Origin of the sequence: Desulfosporosinus youngiae DSM 17734 (assembly GCF_000244895.1) — a bacterium.
GTDB classification, from domain to species: Bacteria; Bacillota; Desulfitobacteriia; order Desulfitobacteriales; family Desulfitobacteriaceae; genus Desulfosporosinus; species Desulfosporosinus youngiae.
In genome coordinates this window covers 432392-457367 of record NZ_CM001441.1, presented here as the reverse complement: position 1 = coordinate 457367, position 24976 = coordinate 432392, and the positions used below count along the sequence as shown (strand labels likewise).

Here is a 24976-nt window from a genome sequence, read left to right as displayed (position 1 = left end):
GTCAAGAATTAGGATTCACCTTTTATAGACCTAAAATACTGGTAAAATCCTTAAGCAATTGATAAAAACTGCTTAATCAGAGCAGAATAATCTTGTACGCTCGTACGCCGAATTCCAATATCTTGCTTGGTTTATTTAAGCTAAATCAGGTATACTTAAGTTTAGTTTTGTCATGGCAGCGTAATACCAGCGCCAATGCATAACAATTCGAGGAGGTAATCTCATGAGTAAACAAACGATCAGTACCCAAAATGCACCTGCGGCCATTGGACCTTATTCCCAAGGGGTTAAAGTAGGAAACCTAATTTTCACGTCAGGACAGCTTCCCATCAACACTCAAAGTGGAGAATTAGCTGCCGACATCGAAGGAGCTACCAAGCAATCCTTGGATAACGTTAAAGCAATCCTGGAATCTGCGGGTTCTTCTATAGACAAAGTCGTTAAAACCGTGGTTTTTCTGAGAGACATGAATGACTTTGCGGCAATGAATGCGGTCTACGCCACATATTTCTCAAGTAATCCGCCAGCCCGTTCGGCTGTACAAGTTGCGCGTTTGCCTAAAGATGCTATTATCGAAATTGAAGCAATTGCTCTCGCCGAATAATCGAACATACTCTTAAGACATCAATAAAAGGTTCTTAAAATCGCCAAGATTTTAAGAACCTTTTATTTGAATTAGAGGATCTACACTATGTACTCTGCTTTTTTAACCATAAAACTCAAAAAGTTAATTATATCCATTATCTTAAGAGGGATTTCAATTTGCACGCCGAATAGACATTATATTACAATATTTCTGAGATAACCCCCAAGCAGAGCGGGCAATTTGTTTATCGTTGGAGAAAGGTCGCGAATGAGATGACTTTAACAGAACGCTTAGAAACATTACCGGTATCCAAATTCCATTATCTATTGCTGATGTCAGCCGGATTAGGTTGGATGTTTGACTCCATGGACACTGGTATTATTTCCTTTGTTCTTCCTGTATTAATGAAGGCTTGGAACCTCAGTCCGGAACAAGTCGGCACCATAGGAAGTATCGGGCTTGTCGGCATGGCGCTGGGAGCCATTCTCTCAGGGACTATCGCGGACCTTATCGGCCGCAAAAAGGTTTTTGCCTCGACACTCATTATTTATAGTTTGTCCACCGGGTTGTGTGGCCTGTCTTGGAGCTTTGAATCTCTCTTAGTCTTTCGTTTTTTAGTTGGCTTCGGTTTAGGCGGTCAGCTTCCTGTTGCCGTAACGCTGGTAAGTGAGTTTTCTCCGGCCAAACACCGCGGCAAATTTCTCGTTCTTTTGGAAAGCTTTTGGGCTATTGGCTGGCTATTGGCTGCTCTGGTCTCGTATCTCGTCATTCCCTGGTTAGGATGGCAATCTGCCTTCTACATAGGTGCTCTTCCTGCCCTCTATGTATTTTATCTATGGAAAGCTATTCCGGAATCACCTCGTTATTTAGCCTCAAAAGGCCAATCAGCTCAAGCAGAAGCGATTGTCCGTAATATTGAACTTCAGTCAGGTGTCCAACCTGCCGCTGACAAGCAAGGCTCGCAGCCGGCTTTGGAATCTCCGTCTAAAATAGCGGTAACGGAACTCTTTTCAAGCAAATTTATCAAAAGAACGGTTTTTCTCTGGCTCCTCTGGTTCGGTATAGTTTTCTCCTATTATGGAATCTTCACTTGGCTTCCTTCTCTATTAGCTCTGAAGGGATTTACTTTAACTAAGAGCTTTCAGTATGTTATGACCATGACGCTAGCTCAAATCCCCGGATATTTTAGTGCGGCATATTTAGTTGACAAGATTGGCCGAAAGCCGACGCTGGCTGTCTATCTTATGGGCACAGCAATTTCCGCGTATTTCTTCGGACAAAGCACGGATGTTCAGAGCATCTTAGTATTAGGTTCTCTAATGTCTTTCTTTAACCTTGGTGCTTGGGGTCTTGTCTATACTTATACCCCTGAACTTTATCCAACACATGCCCGGGCCACCGGATCCGGTTGGGCTGCCGGATTTGGAAGGATCGGCGGTATTCTGGCCCCAGTCGTTGTCGGGGTGATGATAGGGACTTATCAGTTATCCTCTCAAGCTGTTTTCCTTATGTTTGCATCTGTATTAGTCCTGACAAGCCTAAATGTGATCATCCTTGGCGAAGAAACAAAAGGCAGACCAATGGATTAATGTTATTTATATCCTTATGTGGAACATTAATCCATATGGTGCATACCGTGTATTATGAACCAATGATACTCACATTTATATAAGGGGGCTTGCCCATGAAATCGTTGATGGGACAACGGGGTTACTCCCCGACTCAATATAACAGGTTCTCGCCAATTCAGCGCCAGGAAACTAAACCTGTACGGCAACAGCAACATTCCGGACCGGCTTCTCAATCAATGCCTAAGCCGGTAGTTCAGCCTATAGCTCAACCTATAGCCCAACCGGTAAATCAGCCCGCATCGTCTAATCAGCAGCAAACTGCTTTACCTCAACTTCCACCCTCTTCTGTAAAGACAGTGCCTCCTAATCCCTGGCAGCAACAAGCTGAACTTCTCATAAAACAATACGGTCCTTCTCTCATGAATCAATTTGGACCTCTCCTGGCCCGCAAAGTAGGGCTTCCTATTGCGCAACAAGTTGGCCCTCCTTTGGCCCGCAAAGTAGGAATTCCTCTCGCCCGGCGTGTTGGTCTGCCGCTGGCACGCAAAGTACTTCTTCCTCTCGCGAAACGAGCAGGGTTTGCCCTGATTCGAAGAATAGGCCTTCCGTTTTAGCGCTGGTACAGCACCAGCAGAGGATGAAAACGGAGCCGTTCGGGTCGGACAGCTTCGCCACATCCGTGCAAGATTAGTTAATTCGTGCGAAGACAGTGTCTGCGAGAAGGGTAATCCGTGCGAAGACAGTGTCTTCGTGTACCGCAGCATTCCGAGCCTCGCCCACTCGCCGGTGCGGGAGCTACCTTCAGCGGATAAGTCTTCTTTGGAGATGGCCGCTTCGGCGAAACTGTCCACCGGACACTTTCGTGCCAAACCTCCGGGTAATACCTGATGTGAACCCGTGGCTCCGTTTCCCCGCACCGTCTTGTGGGCTTTTACCGCCTCTCCATGCAATGGGTTCGCTTCTGTGGACGAAGCTGCCCTGCTTGCGGGTCTTTTTTCAGGGTAGCCGCCCATGCCGCTGACGCAGCACCATCAGAAGATGAAAAAGATTCCACGAAGCCTTACCAGCCCCCCCCCAAAGTTCTGCTTACATTCCCAACAAACTGGCTGAAGGAGCGCTTGTCTGCTAAGCGGATGCGTCAGTGGAGCCGCGCTAAGGCGAGCGCAGACGGTTCGCGTCCCCGTAGCGCGCCGCAGGTTCACATGCAGAAATACCCAGAGGTTCGGACGCGCTCGCGAACCGTCCAGCGAGCCAGCGGCGGAACTCGCAGACGCGTGCAGACAAGCGCTCCGCCCCAGAGCCAGGCAGTAGAACCGACCTCCTGTCTAACCCAGAAGGCTTTTTCATAGTAGAGTAGCCTTTCATGCCGCTGCCGCAGCACCAGCAGAGGATGAAACGGAAGTCTTCTTTTTCAGGGTGGCAATACAACGAAATGGCTGTTGAACATTTTGTTCAACAGCCATTTCTGCGTTTAGCTAAATTATTTTGCTCACTTCACGATAAGCACGGGGCACTTTGCTTTGCGAAGGACTCGCTGGCTCACACTGCCCAACACTGCTCCAGCTATTGGCCCGTAGCCATGACTTCCCATGACCACTAAATCAATATTCTCATTAATAATTTCTTCTAAAATTACGGTCGATGGGTGTCCCTGCATGATTTTTCTCTCTAAGGGGACATCTTTAACATCGATTCCTTTTAGGGTTTGTTCTAACGTAAGCTGCCCTCTTTCTTCAATTTGTTCTAAGGTAACTTCTATTGTATAAGCTGAGTTATAGCCCCAATACGCATCCGGAGTATATGCAACAAACAAAAGTTCAATTTTAGCTTGAAACTTCCGGGCCAGGTCTAAAGCAGTTTCTAACGCTCGACGTGAGTACTCCGAAGCATCCGTTGCCACTAATATCTTTTTAAACATGCTTCACCCTCCTCTACTTTTTCAGATCATTGGACTCCTATAGTCTGTCTGCCGGTGAGTTTCGCTGCCTTAGAAAATCCGCCGGCGAATGATTGTAAAAATTGGTTATAACTGCCTATGGCTGAAGATTAGCATTTTACCTTTATGAAGTCAATTCATATCTAAATTGTTACTATTAATTTTATCTATTCAAGGTCTATTTCACTTCACGATAAGAACAGGGCACTTCGCCCGCTGAACGACGCGCTGACTCACACTTCCCAGCACTGAACCGGCGATAGGCCCGTAACCATGGCTCCCCATGACAACTAAATCTATGTTTTCCTTATCAATTACTTCTAAAATCACACTTGCAGGATATCCCTGTTCCTTTTTCTTGGTCAAGGAAATACCACTTAAATCGATTCCCTCAAGTGTCGCTTCTAAGGCGAGTTCTCCGGCTTCATCAATTTGTTCCTGAGGAACTAAAATACCATACACAGCATTATAGCCCCAATATGCTTCCCTTAAATACGTAACGAATAGAAGTTCCACCTCAGCATTAAATGTCCGTGCTATTTCTAAAGCGGTTCTTAGTGCTCGACGAGAATACTCCGAGGCGTCTGTTGCTACCAAAATTTTTTTAAACATAAACTCAACTCCCATCAGATTACTTCTCAATCTATAATTTCATATATTCTCCGCCCTCTTATTTGAATCCTTCTTTATTTATAAATACTTTTTAAAAGTTCTTATTAAACTCTTTTAATAATTCTGAAGCCATGGCTTCGTGGAGCCAAACCTTATCTCAATAGGCAGTTTAGTCTCCTGTATTCAACTCCTCCCTTTGCAATATCCATCTCGTTGAGCCTGCTATATAAAGAACGGCTCCACAAGAGAGTGGGGCCGTCATCTAATACAGGACAAACCATGGCGACCGCCTCCTTTTCAAAAGGTGAAGGCGTGCCATTTCCGGACATACTTTGAGGCATTTAAAGGCCTTGGCCAATCAACTGTGAATTGCTCCGGCAGTATACCAAAGCTGTCGTATGAGCTTCGTTGGACATCATTTAAAAGGCGGAATTCGGTTGATCCAAAATCCACCTTTGAAATTTTTCGGCTCATAGGAGACAACAAAAGCCTTTGGACAAAGCTTATTAAGGATGTCATTTAACTTACGTTCATTACTCCTCTTAGCCAAAACCTGCATCATTAGGCGCGGCCCATCTTTACCATCGGCTAACCAGGAAGTGACACCATACCCATAACCACGTAGTTTGGAAGGCAATTCTTTTTCGACACAATCCACAGTCACTTGAACCGTTACATAACCTAAAGCTAAATATTCCTCAATTCGACTACCGATATACACCCCTAAGCCATAACCGATGCAATATGCTGCGACATTCCAGGGGTTATCGAGATTTTTCAAAACAATTCCCAATCCTATAATGTAAATAAGCACTTCACCTAAAGAAAGGATCGCTGCCAAAATTCTCTGGCCTTTTATGACCAGAATCATACGCAAAGTATACAGAGACACATAGACTACATTGATTCCGATGATGATAAGAATAAGCTCCATGACTTCCTCCAGTTCTGCTAGCTTGAATTGCTCCCTATATTCTACCTCTTTAATTCCATATTGTCACCGAATTACCAAGATTTCTAAATAATCATTTTTTGGCTTTAGGCTTTTCAGTCATTACAATGCATATAAATGACTCCCGTCCCTTTTCGGGAATTCCCAGGAAGATAATCACCTGGGTGTAGCTCAAATTCGGAATCGATTCCGAATTTGAACCGCCCTGGGCGACGGTCAGCTTGTCCAGCCGCTTTCCCCATTCTCCATGATTGACCATGGATTTAGCCTCCGTCAGACTCCGTCCCGTCTCGACTGAGCTGTAAAGCAGCCTTCCGCCGGTCTGATCTTTAATACTGTTAATTTGGCCTCGATAATCTGCGGCCTCCGCTCAGTTAATCCGTTGGCCATGATTTTCGAGCTCCTCTGTTTATTCATAAGCTTTTCCGGAGGAAAAGCTCCCATAAAACAAGACGGATTTGAACAATCTTACTCATAGCCTATGTGTTCAAGCCCTCACTTGTGACAAAATAAGGGTAAGACCGTAAAGAGCATCAGACAGAGCATAGGCACTTCGCAGCCTTGCCCTTATTTTGTCACAAGTATCCCGAATAAGGGTAACCCCTGCCGGACAAGATGCATAAGATACAAAGACCGGCCAAGGCTTGGCCAGTCAAAATCCAGCCAAAATCCAAACCAAGGGAAAATTATGAATGGCTATCATTTCGTCAGGGGACGGTGAATTGATCGGATTCAACAACCACCGATTTATATGATCCGCGCCCTGTATTAAAGCCCGCCGGACGGGAAATGCCCCGCCCGCCGATGGCCGTTGATTTTTTGCGGCCCGGCCCCAACCACGGCAGTTCAAATTCGGAATCGATTCCGAATTTGAACAGAAACCAGACGGCGGCCTCCCCTCCTGAGATAATGCTTAAACTATTCTTATCCTTTTCTCCGGGCAGGCAGAGACAGCAAACTACAATTCCCGGCCACGGACCAGGAATTATACCCGCTAAAATCTCTGTTTCGCAATAAATGATGGACGGCTACACATACACAGCCAACAGTGATATGATTTCTCATATACAAATCACATAATTTAAGGAGGAACTCGCAGTGATTCAAGCCGCTATTCCAGGCCGCGGAATTATGAACCTTGAAGTGCTGGTCCTAGATTACAACGGAACCTTAGCCTTAGACGGGCAACTGCTTGAACCTGTTAAGGATCATATCAAGCGTTTATCTCCTTTTCTGGAAATCCATATTCTTACTGCCGATACTTACGGCAGCGTGGTAAAGCAATGTGAAGGCTTACCCGTTAAGGTACATGTATTAGAAAGCACAGACCATGTTAAGGAAAAAACAGATTATATTTTACAGTTCGGAACTCAAGACGTTGCAGCTATAGGAAACGGAGCAAATGATCAATTAATGCTTCAGCATGCGCGCTTAGGCATTGCAGTCATCGGCTCCGAGGGTGCCTCCACCCAAGCTCTTCTATCCGCTGATCTAGTTGTTCATAAGATAGAAGATGCCTTCGGTTTACTCCTGGAGACCAAACGTCTCCAGGCCACCTTAAGACTCTGAAGGTCAGATGAATACATAAAGAGCCGCGCCAGATACTAGATAGCGCGGCTCTTTATGTCTCTCGTTCTAGCCTGAAATAGATCGCCATTGCCTATGATAACCAATGACTTAGTCTACGCAATACATATCCTTAAAATAACGGTAAATTATATAAATAGTCATTAGTAAACCCAAAGGGAGGTCTTTTATGAAATCCGATCATAAAACGGATACTTTAGCCAATATGGATCCATCTATGCAAAGAGTAGCTGTTGGCATCCACGGTATACCTGAATTAAAGCGCGACGAAAAAATCAACTATCTTGGAGAATTCCGCGAACGCATAATCCGGCGTTTAACCAAAAAACAAGTTGCTGAGAAATCCATCTATCCCGAAATAGAAAAAGCCTTAAGTCATAGGGAAAGCTCAAGAATGCTTATAAATGGCAGCTTAAGCCCTCAGTTTACCGATAAGTACCTTAAACTCGCCCGAAAAATGAAAAAATCCTACACGGTAATTCATGATCCTGAGCTCACAGGGGAGACGGGATTAGTGGTAATAAGTAATGATGCTGTTGATATACAAGATATTGATGTTTAAATAATTCTAGTGGGGATCATGGATAAACTGTTATTCCTCTTCCCCACAAACAGTCTCCCTTTCACAAGACAAGTTACAACGGTTGGTTAACTCCAGCTACTAAATTGCGATTCCCTTTTTGCTCAGCTTTCTCCATGTAGCAGACTCCAAGGTTAAGAGTTGTTCCGTAAAAACTTCCCTGGCCTCGGACGTTTCCTGGTTTTTCGGTCCTATTAAGTAAAAAGAACGCGTAAGGGGATTTCCCTTAATTCTGATCGTCTTAAATTCTTTCGCATTGAGCTCCTTTCGTACAATCCAACGTGAGACAAGGGCAATTCCTAACCCAGCCGTAACAGCCTGCTTAATGGCTTGGCCACTTCCAAAGATATAAGACTTTCTGACATGAATACCCCATTCTTTGAAAAGCTTGTCACTAAACGCACGAGTTCCGGAACCGCTTTCTCTGAGAATCCATACTTGGTCTTGAAGGTGCTCAGACGTAACAATCGGAAGTCTTGCTAAAGGATGTTGATTTGGTACTAATAAAATAATTTCATCCTCCATTAAAGGGCGGACAAGGATGTCCGAATGATCAACTTCTCCTTCCACAAGGGCAATGTCTAAGTGATTAGCCTGTACCCCTCGAATTATCTCTCTCGTATTAGCAATCGAGGTTTCAATTTCCACTTTCGGATATTGAGCAGCAAATTCGGCCACTACAAAGGGCAAAATGTATTCTCCAATTGTATAGCTGGCCCCCACTCTCAAATTTCCTGTGACCACATTTGAGATTCTCTTAATTTCCTGTTTAGCCTTATCTTGCAATTGCAAAATTTGCTTAGCGTATTCATAATATATCTCACCCGATTGGGTGAGCTCCAAATGGTTTGACGAGTTATCAATCAACTTTGTGCCAAGTTCTTCTTCTAAGCCTTGGATTTGTAAACTGACATCAGGATGGGATAGGTAAAGTTCCTCTGCAGCATCAGAAGAATTCTTATTTTCAACAATGGTAACAAAGATTTTTAAAGGATCATTTATAATCACAGATTACACCTCATTTAGGATCTCTTAACAAACATAGTTTGTATAATGATACTGCTTTTCCTGGGATTCTACAACGTCCTATTCCTTACAATCTTCCCCATTTTTCCAGACAATATCCTTATCAGCATCATTGTAGGGTTTTCCTGGGGTATATTCAGCTCATTTACTCTAAATTTCGCCCCCTGTCACACCCAGAATTTAGCAGGAATTTCACGTTGACATCGATAGAAATTTGTTTTATAGTAAGCTATATTCCAAGTAAAACAATAGAATATCAAATTTTCTCTTATCAAGAGCGGCGGAGGGACTGGCCCTATGATGCCCGGCAACCGATAGCGTAAGCTATGAGGTGCTAATTCCAGCAGAACCCCAGGTTCTGAGAGATGAGAGTAGCGCGTTAAATAACATGACGACTGCTTCTCTTGAAGCAGTCGTTTTTATTTAAACCTTTTTCATCCTTGATCCGGCTCATCGGTTTTCCCAAGCAGTATCTCAACTAAAAAAAACTAGGAGGATTTATCATGACTAACACACGACAACCAGGTATCGAAACTATTTCCCTGCATGGAGGGCAAAGCCCGGATCTCGCCACAAATTCACGCGCCGTTCCCATCTACCAGACATCCTCCTTCGTCTTCAACGACACAGATCATGCTGCCAATTTATTCGGCTTAAAAGAACCAGGCAATATCTACACCCGGATCATGAATCCTACCCAAGACGTTTTTGAGCAGCGTATCGCCCTGCTCGAAGGGGGGATCGGAGCACTTGCCACTGCCTCCGGCCAAGCCGCCATAACCTATGCTCTTTTAAACATCGCCCAAGCCGGGGATGAAATTGTGGCTTCCAGCTCTCTTTACGGCGGCACTTTCACATTATTCGCCTATACATTCGCTAAGCTTGGCATCAAAGTCCACTTCGTTGATGTTGATAAACCGGAAGAATTCCGTTCTAAAATCACGGAAAATACCAAAGCTTTATACACAGAAACCATCGGAAATCCACTCATCAATGTTGCCGACCTGGAGGAAATTGCCCGTATTGCTCACGAAAACGGTCTTCCGCTTATTGTTGACAATACTTTCGCTTCCCCCTATTTATGCCGGCCTATTGAGTTCGGAGCGGACATCGTAGTGCATTCTGCTACTAAATTCATTGGCGGACACGGTACTTCCATTGGAGGAGTAATTGTTGACTCAGGAAAATTCGACTGGAACAACGGCAAGTTCCCCGGACTCAGTCAGCCGGACCCCAGCTACCATGGTATTGTCTTTACAGAAGCCTGTGGTAATGCTGCCTATATCACCAAAGCCAGAGTCTCTCTTCTCCGCGACACCGGGGCTTGCCTTTCCCCGTTTAACTCGTTCTTGCTCTTGCAAGGATTGGAAACCCTCCCCTTACGCATGGAACGCCATGTTGAAAACGCCAAAAAGGTGGCAGAGTTTCTCGATCAGCATGACTTAGTCACTTGGGTTAACTACCCGGGTCTTGAAAAAAACCCGTATCATGCACTGGCTCAGAAATACCTGCCTAAAGGGCCTGGCGCAATCTTCACCTTTGGCCTTAAAGGCGGTCTGAATGAGGGAAAACGATTTATTAACAGCCTTAAGCTATTTTCTCATTTAGCCAACGTCGGGGATGCCAAATCCTTGGTTATTCATCCAGCAAGCACCACCCATCAACAGCTTGATGAAGAAGCCCAACGCGGCGCAGGAGTCTCCCCGGATATGATCCGCGTATCCATCGGAATCGAAACCATTGACGACCTGCTCTATGATTTAGACCAAGCTTTAGCGGCAAGCCAGCAAGCATAATCTCAAGCTCAAACGAGACTTAATTCATCTGTCCTGCATCGAGCCTCACACCTGGAAAGGAGTTTTGCCAGTGCCCATTAAAATACCTGAAAATCTGCCCGCTCTGGATATACTGCATCAAGAAAACATTTTTGTGATGGGGGAAGAACGCGCCTTTCACCAGGACATTCGTCCTTTAAAAATCGTTATTCTCAATCTCATGCCCGTCAAAGAAACCACGGAAACACAGCTTTTAAGACTGCTCGGCAATTCCCCCTTGCAAGTTGATATTGTGCTTTTGCGCATAGACACACATACATCTAAAAATACAACCCAAGAACACCTAGATTCCTTTTATAAAAGGTTCAGTGATATCGAAAACCAAAAGTTTGACGGTATGATTATAACCGGAGCACCGGTTGAACACTTGGAATTTGAGGAAGTCACCTATTGGGAAGAGTTTAAAAGCATCTTAGCTTGGACAAAAACCCACGTAACCTCCACACTTCACATTTGCTGGGGAGCACAAGCAGGTCTTTATCATCATTATGGGATTCCTAAATACCCTCTCCCTGAGAAAATGTTTGGTATCTTCAAACACAATGTTAATAAGAGCGGTTTAAATGGGATGCAGCTTCTCAGAGGGTTTGACGATGAATTTTATGTTCCCCATTCCCGCCACACGGAAATTAAGCACTCCGACCTTGAAAAACACCCTGAATTAGAGATTTTATCAGAGTCGGACGAAGCCGGCATTTACATTGTCGTATCCAAGGATGGACGACAAGTCTTTGTAACAGGACATTCTGAATACGATACATTAACCTTGAAAGAAGAATATGACCGGGACATCTCTAAAGGGCTTTCCATTGCTCTTCCCAAAAGCTATTTCCCAAATGATGATCCAACCCGAAGACCCATTCACAACTGGCGCTCCCATACTAATCTTCTTTTTCAAAACTGGCTGAATTACTACGTCTATCAAGAAACTCCCTATGACCTGGGTGCCCGCTGAATAACAAGTTTATCAAGCTTTAAAAACAAAGTTGTCCGGACATCGGACAACTTTGTTTCTTTTTATGCACCTTTTCGCAGTTCTGCTTAGAACAATCCCGTGATTCTTCCTTCTGCATCAATATCCATTCTCGTTGCTGCAGGCCGTTTCGGCAGTCCCGGCATGGTCATAATTGCACCGGTAATTGCAACCAGGAATCCCGCTCCGGCCGAAAGACGAACTTCCCGGACGGTGATCGTGAAATCCGTCGGCCGCCCTAATCGAGCGGCATCGTCTGTGAGAGAGTATTGTGTTTTGGCCATGCAGATTGGCAAATTGCCATACCCCAACTCGACATATTTCTTTATGGAAGCTTGAGCCGTTTTATCAAAGTTAACTCCGTCCGCCCCATAAATTTCTTTAGCTATTCTGCCGATTTTCTCCTCAATGGACAGCTCTAATTCATAAAGAACCCTGAAGTTGGATACTTTGCGTTCCAGTGTGGAAAGTACGGTTTCAGCAAGCTCCACGCCGCCTTCTCCGCCCCGCGTAAATACTTCGGAAAGCGCTACCTCCGCGCCTAATTGCTGACACCTGTCCCGCACCAGGTTCAACTCCGCTTCTGTATCCGTTGGGAACCGGTTAATCGCGACAACTGCCGGAACCCCAAATTTGGCCATGTTTTCGATATGTTTCTCCAGGTTGACCACACCCCGTGCCAAAGCCTCTAAGTCTTCATTTCCCAATTGATCTTTGGCTACCCCGCCGTTCATTTTTAAGGCCCGAACCGTTGCCACAATCACCACAGCCTCCGGTTTCAAGCCACCGAAGCGGCACTTCAGATCAAAGAATTTTTCTGCTCCAAGGTCGGCGCCAAAGCCGGCTTCTGTAACTAAATAATCCGCTAGCTTGAGGCCCAGTTTCGTTGCCATAATGCTGTTGCAGCCATGGGCAATATTCGCAAATGGGCCGCCATGAATAAATACCGGCGTATTTTCCAAGGTTTGAACCAGATTTGGTTTAATGGCGTCTTTCATTAGAAGTGCCATTGCCCCTTCAGCTTCTAAATCATGGGCGGTTACAGGCTTTCCTTCATAAGTATAAGCTACCACAATCCTGCCAAAACGTTCTTTGAGATCCATTAGATCACTGGCCAAACACAGGATTGCCATGACTTCAGAGGCTACAGTAATATCATAGCCATTTTGGCGGGGAACTCCTTCCATCTTGCCGCCCAAACCTATAACAATATTGCGCAGGGCCCGATCATTCATATCTACCACGCGACGGAAAACAACTTGACGGGGATCGATATTCAGAGGGTTTCCCTGCTGAATACTATTATCCAACATCGCGGCTAAAAGACTATGAGCTGACGTAATTGCATGGAAATCCCCGGTAAAGTGAAGATTAATATCTTCCATGGGCACAACTTGAGCATACCCGCCTCCGGCCGCTCCGCCCTTAACTCCGAAACAAGGTCCAAGGGATGGTTCGCGTACCGCAATCATAGCCTTTTTGCCCATTTTGGAAAGCGCTTGCCCTAATCCCACCGTTGTTGTGGTTTTACCTTCTCCTGCAGGAGTCGGATTGATAGCCGTTACTAAAATCAGCTTGCCATTAGGCTTATCCTTTAAGCGGTTCCAAACACTCAAATTCACCTTGGCTTTGTACTTGCCATATAACTCCACTTCATCTTCTTGCAAATCAAGGGTTTTAGCAATCTCTAAGATTGGCTTCATAACTGCTGCCTGGGCGATTTCGATATCAGTTTTCATGCTCTTAACTTCCCTTCTGGTTTCTTTTTTGCAGGTAACTCCTAACTGCTGTTAAAGTCTCTTTCATAGTTTGTGTACTTTTTGCACCAATAATCCTTACTTTAGCCTCTAGTTCAGATAGAGAAATAACTGAACTTGGAAAGCATAGATGACGACGAACTAAGAGAGATGAGCTAATCATCTCCCTTAGTTCGATATTCTTGTTCACCTTGCTGCTTGGTTCGTGCTTAGACCGAGCCCTTTTCGTTTAGCCATAATATGGGCTTCAATATTATTGGCTACTTCAACGGGATCATCTCCCAGAGCGACCTTCCCTCCGGTCAGCCCTTCGACATCTTGAGTCAATAACTTGACCAGTTGAGGTGCACCCGTTACGAAGGGAGTCGGAGATAAGTGTGTATATGCTCCATAGGCCACGGCAAACACACCGTCAATCGTCGCTTTCTGCTCCATCCATTCCGGAGCAGTTACTGCAATCGGTAATTGAGGCACATCAACGTCCAGATGGTCGGCAAGTGCTGTCACAAGCATGGATATTCTTCCGGTATCAGTACACGTTCCAAAGCTTAAGACCGGAGGAATTTTCAAAGCGCCGCATATTTCACTTAGCCCTTTGCCCGCCATTTTAACGGCATCCATGTTGCACATTCCCGCAACTTCCAAGGCATGATTTCCGCAGCCCGCGGAAACCACCAAAATATCTCTTTTAATAAGTTCTTTGGCCAGATTTACCGTGTTCCAATCCTGCGGGCCATTCCTAATAGTTGAGCAGCTCACTAAGGCGACGACCCCTTGAATCTTTCCTGCGGAGATGACATCGACGAGTGGGTCCAGCTTGTTGCCAAGAGCCTCCAGAACTGCTTCAGTGGAGAATCCTGCCATTGCCTTTTGGGTAATTTGAGGGACCTTTGGAGTTATCTTCCCTTTTCTCTTCTTAAAGTTTTCAATACCCAGCTCAATAAGCCGGTCTGCCATAGCATCCGTTTCAGCCGGATGATAGGGAATCTTATGCTGAAGTCCCGGCAGACCAATGATTGTGCTGACTGCAACCAGAGTTATTTGGTATTGCTCAGCGTACATATCGATAGCGGGCGGCGAACAGTTCTCATCCATAGCCAGGACATCCACCGCTCCGGTCGCCAGCAAAGGCTCAATGGTCAGCCAGTTCCCCATTAAACCTACAAAAACATCATCAACGGGAAATCTCTGAACCAATTCTTGTCCCGTTTCAATAGAACCGACAATTCTCAGCCCTTTCGCCCCAGCCGCTTTGGCCCGCTCTTGGACTTCAGCGATTTTAGCTTTTTGAATGGTTGCAACGCCAGGCCAGGGTTGGTGACCATTAAACACGATATTAATATAATCCGGGTCCAAGATCCCCAGATCCACATTGACTTCATGTGGCTTAGGCGTGCCAAATAAAATATCCTGAGTCATTTCCAAGCCAATTTGGGCATTATAGATGGTAGACAGTCCTAAGCGCAAGGCTTTAAGAGCCAAGGAGACATAATCTCCATCCACATTGGTTAAGCAGCTCGCTACAGCGTTTTGCTCTTCATGAACAGCTCCTGCCGGATAAATATGTAGATCCTTCCAGACCTTTTTTCGTTTCTTCGGAGCAAAGGCTTCTACCATGAGGTTCGGTTCTTCTACGCCAATGTTCATTTGAGCATTCAGCAGATCCGCTAATTGTATGGCCATCTGGTTAGTATCCTGATTCGTATCGAGTCCAAGTTTTTCACACATCCATTTAAGTTTATTGACATCCGTAATTTTAAATGGAGTTTTTCCTTCTCCAGTCGCTTTAAGGGTTCTGAAGGCTTCATAAGCATGATGGCTATAGGTTCCTGCTCCCATAATATTTTGCAGAAGCAGCTTTCTCATAGCCATAGCATCAGGTCCGATTCCGCAAACCCCTTTATCCTGCCCGCTCTTCTCACTAATTCGGCAAGGACCTTGAGCACACTGTTGACAAGTTAACCCTTGAAGACAAAACTTACAGCGAATCTTCTCCTGCTCAGTCCAACGGTCAAAGGAATTGGACATCCCGTCTTCCCTGATTCTTCCTAACATTTCTTCTACAGAGTCATGATAACTTACTCGACCTTCTGTCTTTTCCAGTATGGTTTCAGACATTTCCATCCCCCTTTAGTAATTACTATAAGAAAGTTTGCTCATCTGCAATGAGAAATATGTACATACCGTTCCGGCTTCACTCTAAGGTTTTAGACTAAATCACCTATGAAAAATCTCCCGCCGAATATCCGATGTTCGGCACTAATTTTGGGAAGGATTAATCGGAAACCAACTTATGATCGACTTAAGCTGTAATAGTTCGTTATGAAATTTGGAAAGATAACTTAAAATTCAGTTATGGAGGGATTTCAATGAACGAAATTACGGATCCAAAAACTCACCAGCAAACGTTGAAAGCAAAGAATATTGTTTACTATATTTTGGGTGTTTTAGAAGTATTATTGGCCTTCCGTCTTGTGTTCAAACTTCTGGGCGCCAATCCTCAAAGCCCCTTTGTGTCCTTCATCTATTCTGTCTCACAAGCATTTTTAGCTCCTTTTAACGGCATTTTTCGAGCGGCTGTCACAAAAGGGATTGAAGCCCAGTCAGTTTTAGAGCCGACAACCATTATTGCTATGATTGTATATGCCGTTCTGGCTTGGGGTATCGTTAAGTTAATTGAAATCAGCAGGCCCCATCAGACAACAGGAATTCATTAGACCATAGGATTTTGCCTCTTTGAACCGTACCTTATGAGACTGAATATTGCTTAAAGAAGCCCGTGACGGAAGACCTGTTACGGGCTTCAACCTTACACATGTTTCTCAGCTTTTAGCTCTGGAAAAATACGTTGATAATTTTTAGTTTGTATAAAAATCGCATAATCTAAAGGAATTACAGATCTTATATCGAAATAATAAATAAAACTAAATATTCTATGTTTTATTTTCGAATACTATTACATTTAACTACAAATTGAGGAGACCACTATGTCTAAAGAAACTATTGAAAAATTCCTCGATCCTAAATACTTGGAAGAAATACTCGCTAGTTTCTCTAAGGCTACAGGCTTACGGATTGAAGCCGTCAATAGAAAGGGAGAAACACTGACCATATTGGGTAACCAAAGCAGAAGCGATTTTTGTCAGTTCATCCGCAGTAATAGCAAAGAGGAAAAGAAGTGTATCGAATCTTATAAAGAAGCAACCTTAGAAGCCGCCAAATGGAATGAACCCTATTTCTTCCGTTGCCATGCCGGAGTTGTGATCTGGGCTGTTCCTATTATTATAGATAATGTATTTTTAGGGAGTATTATTTGCGGGCAAGTGTTATTATGGAAACCGGATGAGTTTTTTCTTCGCCAGTTAAAAAAGAGCCATTCTAATCTGGATTTTGATACATTAAAGCAAAAAGTGAACAGCCTTTCCATCACCTCTCCTGAACAATCTCAAGCTGCGGCAGATATGCTCTTTGTTGTTGTAAATCATCTGGTAAAAAGAAACCTTCATATTATGGAGGAGGAAAATGCCTATCATTTACAACGTCTGCAAATAAAAGCTGATCTCGAAAACAGAAAAAAGAAAAACCTCACCGAGTTTACAGACTATGCAACCTATCTTAAGAATGAACGGCGTTTTTTAAGCTATATACGGCTTGGTGATAAAACCAGGGCCGAGAGTACTTTGAAAAACCTACTGACTGACCTCTTAACTAAAACTGCCGGGGATAAAACTACTATAAAAAGCCGCGTGCTTGAATTAGCTGCACTCTCATCGAGAGCGGCCGTCGAAGGGGGAGCTGATGCCGAACAGGCTATGGTTAAACTTCAGGATTTTAACAATGAGGTTAACCGCATCGAACGCATAGAAGAATTCTTTTTTAAAGTCCATAAACTCATAGAAGAGTTCCTCGATGGAATTTTCAAACTCGCTGACAAAAAGCATCTTAGTTTGGTCAATAACGCCCGAAACTTCATTATGGAAAATTACCACAAACCGCTGACACTAAAAGCAACCGCCGATCATCTGTTTATTAGTCCCTCCCACCTGTCCCGTCTATTCCGATTGGAATTAGATTGCACCTTTAACGACTACCTAACCAGAGTTCGTGTTGAAAAAGCGGTAGAACTGATGAAAAAGCCGGAATTTAGCGTCGAACAAGTATCTAAAGCAGTAGGCTTTAAAAACCAAAGTTATTTCGCTGAAATCTTCCGAAAATATATCGGTGTAACTCCTTTGGTCTACAAAAATAGCTTATTTTAGGGGCGATTCAATTGATATTTGACGATATTATCCAATCCATAGCTGAAGGTGAATCTGAGGATACAATCGATTTATGTAAACAAGCTTTAGCTCAAGGATATTCTGCGACTTCCATTCTTGAAAAAGGACTGATTACCGGTATAAATTTCATTGCTGATAAATACCGCTCCGAAAAAGTTAATGTTCCGGAGGTTCTGATGGCAACTCATTCAATGCATGCAGGCCTTTCTGTCATTGAGCCAATTCTAACTGCACCGGCCAAAAAAGGGCTGGGCAAAATAGTGTTGGGGACAGTTGCCGGGGACTTACACGATATTGGACTGGGTATTGTCAAAACCATGGCCATGTCGACGGGGGCCAAAGTTATTGATCTTGGGGTAAATGTTACCCCTAAGAAATTTGCCAGTGCCGTCCGCAAGGAAAAACCTAATATTTTAATGATCTCGGCCTTATTAACCACAACCATGTCGGTTATGAAAGATGTGATTGCCGAATTGGAAGCTCAAGGATTGCGCAGCGGGATTAAAATAATCGTCGGCGGAGCGCCGATAACGGATGCTTTTGCCAAGGAAATTGGAGCAGACTATACCTTTGAAGATGCTTTTGAATTTTACGGATTTTTAAAGGAGAACTTAACCAAATTATTGGGGTCAAAACGGATCGGCTCATAAATAAGCTTTTTTCGGAGTAGACACCCATGCCACTGCCGCAGCACCAGTAGAGGATGAAAATGGGGTCGCTCGGGTCGGTCAGCTTCGCCCACATCCGCTTACCGCAGCACTCCGAGGCTCGCCTACTCGCCGGTGCGGGACTTCGCCAAACCTCCGGGTAATACCTGATGTGAACCCGTGGCTCCGTCTCCCCGCACCGTCTTGTGGGCTTTTACCGCCTCTCCATGCAATGGGTTCGCTTCTGTGGACGAATCTGCCCTGCTTGCGGGTTTGGGGATTTTTCTGCATGTCTTTGAGGTTTTTCAGGGTAGCCGCCTATGCTGCTGCCGCAGCACCATCAGAAGATGAAAAAGATTCCACGAAGCCTTACCAGCCTCCCCCCAAAGTTCTGCTTACATTCCCAACAAACTGGCTGAAGGAGCGCTTGTCTGCTAAGCGGATGCGTCAGTGGAGCCGCGCTAAGGCGAGCGCAGACGGTTCGCGTCCCCGTAGCGCGCCGCAGGTTCACATGCGACGGAACACGATGTTCCTAGTGCCGCATGCGCCATGGATGGCATAGCATGCGGCCAGAAATACCCAGGAGGTTCGGACGCGCTCGCGAACCGTCCAGCGAGCCAGCGGCGGAACTCGCAGACGCGTGCAGACCGAAGACACCGTCTTCGCACGGGTTAACACATCTGAAAAGCGCTCCGCCCCAGAGCCAGGCAGTAGAACCGACCTCCTGTCTAACCCAGGAGGCTTTTTTCAGAGTAAGCCTGCCATGCCGCTACTGCGGCACCAGCAGAGGATAAAAATGAGAGTCTTCTTCTTCAAAATAGATATAAGATTGTATTCTTATTAACCAAAAAGAACTACTCTTCCCGCGAGAGTAGTTCTTTCTATACTCTTTAATCCCTTTTTTAATCTTTCTTTGTCAGGGAATTCAAATAGCTTTGAGCTGCATCCTTAATACTTGTTCCTTTATTTATTTCCCATAATGCCTTATTTACGGCCGTCATATCCAGTTTGAAATCCTTAATCAGCTGATATAATTCCATGTTTTCTTCTTTTAACCCTTGTTTAACTAAGGTAGCACAATGATCTTCACTGCCAAATACCTTTTTGGGGTCTTGAAGATATTTCAAATCATATACACTAAACATATAATGGGGCTGCCAGCCTGTAATTATAATCCATTCTTTCTTCGCTATAGCTTTATGCAAGGCTTCCAACATGATATTTTCCTCATCATATTCTATGGTATAGCCATATATTTCGTAAGATTCCAGGGCCTCTCCGGCCATTCGCCCCAGATTTGTACGCCTTTGAAGGGAATATATCTTGTTTTTGAATCTAGGCGCACTGCCTTTCATTTCGCTTATACTATTAATCTCAACATATGATGGAACGATTAAACCCAATTTACACCCATCCAAGTTAGAACCTAAGTTCTCCAACCGGCCCCTATACTCTATTTCTAAGCCCTCACAGGAAGGCAGCATTGGTGCAGTGGAAAAATCCGCTTTGCCTTCAGCCACCATTCTGAATATTTCCTGGTTATTCACCAGTATCCCTTCGGCGGCTAAGCCAAGTTTTTGTTTTATCATTTCTTTTAGCACTTCTAGTTGGAAGTTTGATTCCAAGTACTCATTGTAAGCGATCTTAACATATTTGTATTTTTCTAGTTGATCAGAAATCACCTCTATTTTCTTTGTTAATTCACTGAATCTTTCCGTTATATTACCCATGGAATTAGCATTATCAAGCATAGTTGCACTAATCTCTTCCGAACTGGCGGCCGATTCTTCACATACTGACGATATGCTTTCTATATCTGTACTTACACTTTCTGTAAAGACAGTAAGTTCGTTGATTTTAGCAAATATTTCATGTATCTCTCCCTCAACAGTATTCATGGCTGTATTAATATTCTCAAAGGCACTTTCCGTATTTTTTAAATGTATTTCTTGCTCTGTTACGGCAATATTATTGATATTTATCACTTCTACGGATTTATCAATGCCAATGGTTACATTTTGAATTAACCCTCTTACTTTTGTGGCAGCGCTATTAGATTCTTCGGCCAGTTTTTTTACTTCACTTGCAACTACAGTAAAGCCTCTGCCAGCTTCACCTGCACGTGCTGCTTCAATAGCGGCATTTAACGCAAGCAGGTTTATCTGGCTTGATATATTGGAAATAGTATCAACAATTGAATTGATCTCAAAGGCCATCTTTTTCAGGTCGCTGATAACACTGCCAGCCTTCTTAAAGGATTCGATAGTTTCAATTAAGGTTTGGCCTTGTATTTTTAAAGCATTATTCCCCTCGTCAACTGTATGCATTGTCGTCTTTGAGCTTTCGTTTATTAAGTCTATCTGATCTTTCAGGCCTGCCACATAGTGATATATCTTTGTCATGTTTTCGGAGGCCTTCACTACTGAATTTGCAACTTCAGAATTCCCCTGTGCCATATAATTTACGGTACTCGCAATATTATCGGTAGCTTGGGATATATTATTAATATCTTTGGTTAAGTAAATTCCTGTACTACTGGCAATTCTTGCAACACCATATATTTCTGATATCACACGTCTTATATCACTCAGGTATTCAGCCAGTTTCCTTTCAAGTTCACCCTCATTGATAGTCCGTTCAGCATTTGCAAGATTTCCGTTTATCAAATCATCGATAACTTTTAGGCCGTTATCGGTTTTATTATGCCTAAATGATGTTCCATATCCAACAACTATTGTAATCACAATCAGAAGTTGTGTAACTACAAATATTAGAAGGCTAAGATCCTGATACGTTCTTATTAAGGAAAAGAATATCAAGTTTAGTATGATGCATACCAGCGAAATAAATGTTAATCTTCTTGCCTTCATAATTCTCACTCCCCGAAGCATCGCCCCTCATGGGCTAAATTTCCTACTGTCTTAATTTTTTCTGATCAATATCAGGAACCAGCCTATTTTTAAGCTACTATGGGCTTTCAGCTTAGGAAGCAAAGATCTCCGCCCGCCTTCACCTTTTAACAACTCGATTTGGGTTAATCGTTGTTTTTCTGCCGTCCTCCGGCTAATAGTTCTAAAGTAATTACTTGCCCTGCCTCGATATAGATGGATTCCGGTACCTTAATTCCTCTGACAACTGAGCTGAGAAGACTTATATCCCCCTCGATTTCTCCAACCTCCCAGCCAAAGAAATCCGCAATTTCCCGAACTTTCTTTTGATATCGTTCAGGGTCGTTAATGCCAGGTGTTTTTATAAAGACAGCCTTTTGATATCTTCCATACAACATCTTGATCAGTTTACGCGCTTTCTTCTCCCCAAACTGTGTCTCATATTCGTAGTACTCTGCCAAAGGAGTACGCCCATAGTCCAACCATCCCTGGCTGAAATAATAGGTAAGAGAATTCTCCTTAAATAATTCCATATGCCTGGTTGTCGAACCTAACATAAGGCCTATACAGTCGTGTGTCGCCGGAAATAAGAGCGGCACATGGGGAGAGAGCAAACCAACCATGGAATTGGAACACCGTCCGTAGGTCAGAATGATTAAATCATAAGCTTGACTTTCATTGATTATCTCCTGGAGTTTAGCATGTAACTTCTCAGGCTGAGCATGAAAACTGTAATCTAAGAATTCACAATCAATCCCTTGACCGGACACTTGAGCACGGACTTCATTCATGGTCGAATGGCAGCCAATTAACTTAATCTTCATCTGTATCATCCTCCATAACACTTGAAAACCCTATGATTTTTAAGTCTCCGGAAAAAAGGCCTTTCTGCTTTGGTAGGTCTCTTTAAGATCATCGCTTTGGGAGTTCTGAAGTACAGTCACCATGTTGCACTGTCTGTTAAGAATTGCCTCTACAAATTTAAGATCCCCTTTTTCCTCGGAATATATTTTACCGTATTTTTCACATGCTTCATGCACATGCAGACGATATTTGTCAAGTTCGTAGCAGCCATTATCAATCAAGGTAAAATGAGTATAGTTTTTATACATCAGCTTAGAAACCTTCCAGCCCTTCTTCTCTCCATACATTTCAATGTATTTCTTACTGGAATTCAAAGGATCTTCCCCGGCATCAATCCAGTTTTTGTTGAGATAAAACGTTCCTATTCTTTCCGCCTGAATGGCCTTATACCTTTCCATAGATCCTAAAATCACCGGGATGCAATCATCGACATTGGGATAGATAAGCGTCAGGGTTTGAGAAGAGATCCCTTTTAGAGCCCCTCCACAGTTCCCCAGGAATAAGAGGACCATATCCCCAGGATTCAAATAGGTCTCGGCATCCTGAATCTTTTCCAGAACTTTTTCATGCAGCGTATCCGGGAGGTTATGCAAAGCTTGCTCAATCCATAAAATATCGACTGTAATGGAATCTTTAAAGGCTTCCAGCTCACCTTTGAAGGCCTCACAAGCAATAATAAGTTTTATATCTTTATCCACCAAATCCTACCTCCCCGGCACTGTTTATTCAAATTGTATGAAAGAACACCCAAGTCTTTTTAACTTGGGCGTTCTTTTTTAGGTCTTAGTGTTGTCTTAGTATTGATTATTCGTGAAGTAGATCCCATGCCACTGTTGCAGCACCAGCAGAGGGTGAAAACGAGAGTGCTCTCGGGTCAGGCAGCTTCACCACATCCGCTCACGCAGCATTCCGAGGCTCGCCCACTCGCCGGTGCGGGAGCTGCCTTCAGCGGATAAGCATTCTTTGGAGATAGCCGCTTCGGCGAAACTGTCCACCGGACACTTTCGTGCCAAACCTCCGGGTAGTACATGATGTGAACCCGTGGCTCCGTCTCCCCGCACCGTCTTGTGGGCTTTTACCGCCTCTCCATGCCATGGGTTCGCTTCTGTGGACGAAGCTGCCCTGCTTACGGGTCTTTTTTCAGAGTAACCGTCCATGCCGCTGCCGCGGCACCAGTAGAGGATAAAAACAGGAGTCTTCTTTTTCAGAGTGACCACCCATGTCCTGGATGTTTCAGCTTTTAGTTGAACAAGTTTACTTTAGCCTAAAGGCTTTTCCTGTACAAGTGCTTTATAAATGCTGAAGCACATGGCTATCATGATCAGCATGAAGGGGAAGGCCGCGACAATCGAAACTGTCTGCAAGACGGCTAATGCTGCTGTACCTCCGCCGACCAGAATCAGAATGATGGTGAAAGCACCTTGGATAACACCCCAGAAACTACGCAGTTTCTTGCCGGGGTCCATGTCGCCGTTGGAAGTCAGCATGGCCAGAACATAGGTTGCGGAATTGGCTGCACCTACGAAGCAGGCAACGATGAGAAGAATTGCTAAAGGAGCGGTGATTGAATATAAGGGTAACTGTTGCAGCATCGCGAATAAAGCAGTTGTATAGTCCGTTTTAACGGCTTCTTGGATGGCCCCATTAGAAAGCTTATCCAGGTTGAAAGCCGCGCTGCCGTATATTGATAGCCAAACCATGGAAAATCCCGATGGCAGCAAGGTTACTGCCAAAACAAATTCCCGGATGGAACGGCCCTTAGAAACACGGGCAACGAATTGTCCGACGAAGGGAGCCCAGGCGATCCACCATGCCCAGTAGAAGACAGTCCAGCCATTGAGCCATTCAATATTGCCCATCCAGAAGGTCTGTCCGACAAAGTTCTGCAAGTAGGCACCTAAAGTATCTGTGAAGTTGTTCAGAATTAAAACCGTGCCGCCAAACAAGAAGATAAATACCATGAAACCGATGGAAAGCCATATCTTGATATCAGCGGCGATCTGCATAGCCTTATGCAGACCGGAGATCGTAGCAAGAGTGAAGAGCAGAGTCATTACGGCGATAACAATTGAGACGGTTGTGGGCGTCGCCGGAATCCCCCAGATATATTGCAGCCCTGTGGCGATTTGATTAGAGCCCAGACCCAAGCTGGTGGCTACACCAAACACTGTAGCAAATACGGCCAAGATGTCAATGGCTTTACCAATCGGGCCGTAAATCCGATCCCCTATCAGCGGATAGAAAGCAGAACTGACCAGGAAGGGCAGATCTTTGCGGAATTGGAAGTAAGCCAGAGCTAAGCCGCCGATGGCGAAAATTACCCAAGGGTGAATACCCCAGTGAAAAAACATAATACGCATGGCTGTACGCATGGCCTCAGGAGTACCCGCCTCGCTCATCGGCGGGGTAAGGTAATGCATCATGGGTTCGGCGACCGACCAGAATACAAGCCCGATACCCATACCTCCTCCGAATAACATAGAAAACCACTGAAAGTTAGTAAACTCAGGCTTGTCGCCCTCTTTTCCCAACTTGATCAAACCAAAGCGGCTAAAGGCGATCCCGTAAACAAAAACCGTGAAAAAGGCCACCGCTAATAAATATAGCCATCCAAAGTCCGTGGTTAAAAATGCGAAGCTGGCATTAGCTACTTTTCCCATTTCTTTAGGTAAGAACATTCCGAAAATTACGAACAAAACTATGATGGCAGAGGAAATATACATAACGCTACGGTTCTGAGTAGATCCCTTAGGATTTGACATGAATAGCATTCTCCTCTCATAACAAATTTAATGGGTTCTTAAAACACTCCCTACTACCCTCCTTTGAAAAGCTCATTTAATGATGGTGCATTGAAGGATGAGCATCCGACTAGGTATAAA

General features: G+C 44.3%; 22 protein-coding genes and 1 riboswitch. Of the genes, 10 read left to right on the top strand and 12 right to left on the bottom strand.

The annotated features are described in order from the left end of the window. The first annotated feature begins 223 nt into the window (after window positions 1-223). The 3 genes from DESYODRAFT_RS02225 (at window position 224) to DESYODRAFT_RS02215 (ending at window position 2771) form a co-directional block, all read left to right on the top strand. On the top strand, window positions 224-604 hold the full coding sequence (locus DESYODRAFT_RS02225; RefSeq protein WP_007778862.1) for a RidA family protein: 381 nt from the start codon (window positions 224-226) through the stop codon (window positions 602-604). A 254-nt stretch (window positions 605-858) separates the two neighbouring features. Then, a complete protein-coding gene (locus tag DESYODRAFT_RS02220) occupies window positions 859-2175 on the top strand; it encodes an MFS transporter (protein ID WP_007778860.1) in 1317 nt (438 codons plus the stop codon). 95 nt (window positions 2176-2270) lie between these two features. Next, window positions 2271-2771, top strand: a complete 501-nt coding sequence (locus DESYODRAFT_RS02215; protein ID WP_007778858.1) for a hypothetical protein — start codon at window positions 2271-2273, stop codon at window positions 2769-2771. 875 nt (window positions 2772-3646) lie between these two features. Here DESYODRAFT_RS02215 and DESYODRAFT_RS02210 read toward each other — a convergent pair. From DESYODRAFT_RS02210 to DESYODRAFT_RS26870, 4 genes are all read right to left on the bottom strand, one after another. Then, window positions 3647-4075 carry a universal stress protein gene (locus tag DESYODRAFT_RS02210; RefSeq protein ID WP_007778856.1) on the bottom strand — a complete coding sequence of 143 codons (429 nt, stop codon included), beginning with the start codon at window positions 4073-4075 and terminating at the stop codon, window positions 3647-3649. Window positions 4076-4276: 201 nt separating this feature from the next. Next, a complete protein-coding gene (locus DESYODRAFT_RS02205) occupies window positions 4277-4705 on the bottom strand; it encodes a universal stress protein (RefSeq protein ID WP_007778854.1) in 429 nt (142 codons plus the stop codon). Between the two features lie 415 nt (window positions 4706-5120). Beyond that, window positions 5121-5651 carry a DUF2179 domain-containing protein gene (locus DESYODRAFT_RS02200; RefSeq protein ID WP_207636375.1) on the bottom strand — a complete coding sequence of 177 codons (531 nt, stop codon included), beginning with the start codon at window positions 5649-5651 and terminating at the stop codon, window positions 5121-5123. 79 nt (window positions 5652-5730) lie between these two features. Further along, complete coding sequence (locus tag DESYODRAFT_RS26870) at window positions 5731-5967, bottom strand: DUF3102 domain-containing protein (RefSeq protein ID WP_242833649.1); 237 nt, start codon at window positions 5965-5967, stop codon at window positions 5731-5733. 788 nt (window positions 5968-6755) lie between these two features. Between DESYODRAFT_RS26870 and DESYODRAFT_RS02190 the strand changes: the two genes are divergently transcribed. Beyond that, window positions 6756-7226 carry an HAD family hydrolase gene (locus tag DESYODRAFT_RS02190; protein WP_007778850.1) on the top strand — a complete coding sequence of 157 codons (471 nt, stop codon included), beginning with the start codon at window positions 6756-6758 and terminating at the stop codon, window positions 7224-7226. 187 nt (window positions 7227-7413) lie between these two features. Further along, a complete protein-coding gene (locus DESYODRAFT_RS02185) occupies window positions 7414-7806 on the top strand; it encodes a YueI family protein (protein WP_007778847.1) in 393 nt (130 codons plus the stop codon). 99 nt (window positions 7807-7905) lie between these two features. Here DESYODRAFT_RS02185 and DESYODRAFT_RS02180 read toward each other — a convergent pair whose 3' ends face one another. Then, window positions 7906-8829 carry a LysR family transcriptional regulator gene (locus DESYODRAFT_RS02180; protein ID WP_042339247.1) on the bottom strand — a complete coding sequence of 308 codons (924 nt, stop codon included), beginning with the start codon at window positions 8827-8829 and terminating at the stop codon, window positions 7906-7908. A 286-nt stretch (window positions 8830-9115) separates the two neighbouring features. Continuing rightward, window positions 9116-9222, top strand: a riboswitch (SAM riboswitch). Window positions 9223-9353: 131 nt separating this feature from the next. On the opposite strand from DESYODRAFT_RS02180, the gene DESYODRAFT_RS02175 reads away from it, so the two are divergent. Further along, the gene (locus DESYODRAFT_RS02175; protein WP_007778842.1) at window positions 9354-10646 is read left to right on the top strand and encodes a homocysteine synthase; all 1293 of its coding nucleotides are present in this window, start codon (window positions 9354-9356) and stop codon (window positions 10644-10646) included. Window positions 10647-10716: 70 nt separating this feature from the next. Beyond that, window positions 10717-11640 (top strand): homoserine O-acetyltransferase MetA, encoded by a 924-nt coding sequence (gene metA, locus DESYODRAFT_RS02170; protein ID WP_007778840.1) that lies wholly within the window; start codon window positions 10717-10719, stop codon window positions 11638-11640. Between the two features lie 86 nt (window positions 11641-11726). Here the strand turns inward: metA and DESYODRAFT_RS02165 are convergent, their stop codons facing one another. Both DESYODRAFT_RS02165 and cooS read right to left on the bottom strand, forming a co-directional pair. Then, window positions 11727-13397 (bottom strand): formate--tetrahydrofolate ligase, encoded by a 1671-nt coding sequence (locus DESYODRAFT_RS02165; RefSeq protein WP_007778837.1) that lies wholly within the window; start codon window positions 13395-13397, stop codon window positions 11727-11729. 204 nt (window positions 13398-13601) lie between these two features. Then, window positions 13602-15533, bottom strand: coding sequence for an anaerobic carbon-monoxide dehydrogenase catalytic subunit (gene cooS / locus DESYODRAFT_RS02160; protein ID WP_007778835.1), 1932 nt, complete (start codon window positions 15531-15533; stop codon window positions 13602-13604). 251 nt (window positions 15534-15784) lie between these two features. Between cooS and DESYODRAFT_RS02155 the strand changes: the two genes are divergently transcribed. From DESYODRAFT_RS02155 to DESYODRAFT_RS02145, 3 genes are all read left to right on the top strand, one after another. Continuing rightward, window positions 15785-16132, top strand: coding sequence for a YggT family protein (locus DESYODRAFT_RS02155; RefSeq protein ID WP_007778832.1), 348 nt, complete (start codon window positions 15785-15787; stop codon window positions 16130-16132). 270 nt (window positions 16133-16402) lie between these two features. Further along, complete coding sequence (locus DESYODRAFT_RS02150) at window positions 16403-17674, top strand: PocR ligand-binding domain-containing protein (protein ID WP_007778829.1); 1272 nt, start codon at window positions 16403-16405, stop codon at window positions 17672-17674. A gap of 11 nt (window positions 17675-17685) precedes the next feature. Further along, on the top strand, window positions 17686-18345 hold the full coding sequence (locus DESYODRAFT_RS02145; RefSeq protein ID WP_007778827.1) for a corrinoid protein: 660 nt from the start codon (window positions 17686-17688) through the stop codon (window positions 18343-18345). 899 nt (window positions 18346-19244) lie between these two features. Here DESYODRAFT_RS02145 and DESYODRAFT_RS02135 read toward each other — a convergent pair. From DESYODRAFT_RS02135 to DESYODRAFT_RS02115, 5 genes are all read right to left on the bottom strand, one after another. Then, window positions 19245-21212 (bottom strand): glycine betaine ABC transporter substrate-binding protein, encoded by a 1968-nt coding sequence (locus DESYODRAFT_RS02135; protein ID WP_157137098.1) that lies wholly within the window; start codon window positions 21210-21212, stop codon window positions 19245-19247. Window positions 21213-21376: 164 nt separating this feature from the next. Beyond that, on the bottom strand, window positions 21377-22054 hold the full coding sequence (locus DESYODRAFT_RS02130; protein WP_007778821.1) for a DUF1638 domain-containing protein: 678 nt from the start codon (window positions 22052-22054) through the stop codon (window positions 21377-21379). A 39-nt stretch (window positions 22055-22093) separates the two neighbouring features. Beyond that, window positions 22094-22792 (bottom strand): DUF1638 domain-containing protein, encoded by a 699-nt coding sequence (locus DESYODRAFT_RS02125; RefSeq protein ID WP_007778818.1) that lies wholly within the window; start codon window positions 22790-22792, stop codon window positions 22094-22096. A gap of 186 nt (window positions 22793-22978) precedes the next feature. Beyond that, complete coding sequence (locus DESYODRAFT_RS28975; RefSeq protein ID WP_007778815.1) at window positions 22979-23311, bottom strand: hypothetical protein; 333 nt, start codon at window positions 23309-23311, stop codon at window positions 22979-22981. Window positions 23312-23353: 42 nt separating this feature from the next. After that, window positions 23354-24856 (bottom strand): glycine betaine uptake BCCT transporter, encoded by a 1503-nt coding sequence (locus tag DESYODRAFT_RS02115; protein WP_007778813.1) that lies wholly within the window; start codon window positions 24854-24856, stop codon window positions 23354-23356. Window positions 24857-24976 lie beyond the last annotated feature (120 nt).